Source organism: Kitasatospora sp. NPDC038210 (assembly GCF_055600605.1).
The window spans coordinates 1-1,347 of record NZ_JBVJYK010000087.1 but is presented as its reverse complement, the minus strand read 5'-3'; the positions used below and the strand labels follow the sequence as shown (position 1 = coordinate 1,347).

At 57.7% G+C, this 1,347-nt stretch carries 2 rRNA genes; both read right to left on the bottom strand.

Going from position 1 to position 1,347, the window contains the following annotated elements:
- A 23S ribosomal RNA gene (locus ACZ7KX_RS42705) occupies nucleotides 1-988 on the bottom strand; the annotation flags it as partial.
- Nucleotides 989-1,262: 274 nt separating this feature from the next.
- Nucleotides 1,263-1,347: ribosomal RNA gene (locus tag ACZ7KX_RS42700) — 16S ribosomal RNA — on the bottom strand; the annotation flags it as partial.

The following is a 1,347-nucleotide window of genomic DNA, read 5'->3' as shown; positions in this document are numbered from 1 at the left end:
AGGCCCATCGCCTATCCAGTGCTCTACCTCCGGCAAGAAACACGTGACGCTGCACCTAAATGCATTTCGGGGAGAACCAGCTATCACGGAGTTTGATTGGCCTTTCACCCCTAACCACAGGTCATCCCCCAGGTTTTCAACCCTGGTGGGTTCGGTCCTCCACACGGTCTTACCCGCGCTTCAACCTGCCCATGGCTAGATCACTCCGCTTCGGGTCTTGGGCATGCAACTCAGACGCCCTATTCGGACTCGCTTTCGCTACGGCTACCCCACACGGGTTAACCTCGCTACACACCGCAAACTCGCAGGCTCATTCTTCAAAAGGCACGCAGTCACGGCCGTGATCCGAAGACCACGACGACGCTCCCACGGCTTGTAGGCACACGGTTTCAGGTACTATTTCACTCCGCTCCCGCGGTACTTTTCACCATTCCCTCACGGTACTATCCGCTATCGGTCACTAGGGAATATTTAGGCTTAGCGGGTGGTCCCGCCAGATTCACACGGGATTTCTCGGGCCCCGTGCTACTTGGGTATTCTTCAAGCGAGCCGTACAGATTTCGTCTACGGGGGTCTTACCCTCTACGCCGGACCTTTCGCATGTCCTTCGACTATCCATACGGTTTCTGACTCGCCGACCGGCCGGCAGACCGATCAAGAAAAAACCCACGACCCCACTATGGCAACCCCTGCCGGGTCTCACACCACAATGGTTTAGCCTCATCCAGTTTCGCTCGCCACTACTCCCGGAATCACGGTTGTTTTCTCTTCCTGCGGGTACTGAGATGTTTCACTTCCCCGCGTTCCCTCCACACTGCCTATGTGTTCAGCAGCGGGTGACAGCCCATGACGACTGCCGGGTTTCCCCATTCGGACACCCCCGGATCAAAGCTCGGTTGACAGCTCCCCGGGGCCTATCGCGGCCTCCCACGTCCTTCATCGGTTCCTAGTGCCAAGGCATCCACCGTGCGCCCTTAAAAACTTGGCCACAGATGCTCGCGTCCACTGTGCAGTTCTCAAACAACGACCAGTCACACACCCTCGACAACCCAACCGGGCTGCCTCAAGTGAGGCCGGCGATCACTGAGACAACGTTTCCGTTCCCTCAGGACCCAACAACGTGCCCGACACAGTCAAAACCAGAACGCGTTCCACGCCGAAGCAGTACTAACCACTGGTCTCTTCCTGTGCCGAATAGTCAACGTTCCACCCATGAGCGAGCACTCCGGGACGTTCGCCCGAAGCTGCTGTGTGCTCCTTAGAAAGGAGGTGATCCAGCCGCACCTTCCGGTACGGCTACCTTGTTACGACTTCGTCCCAATCGCTGGTCCCACCTTCGACGGCTCC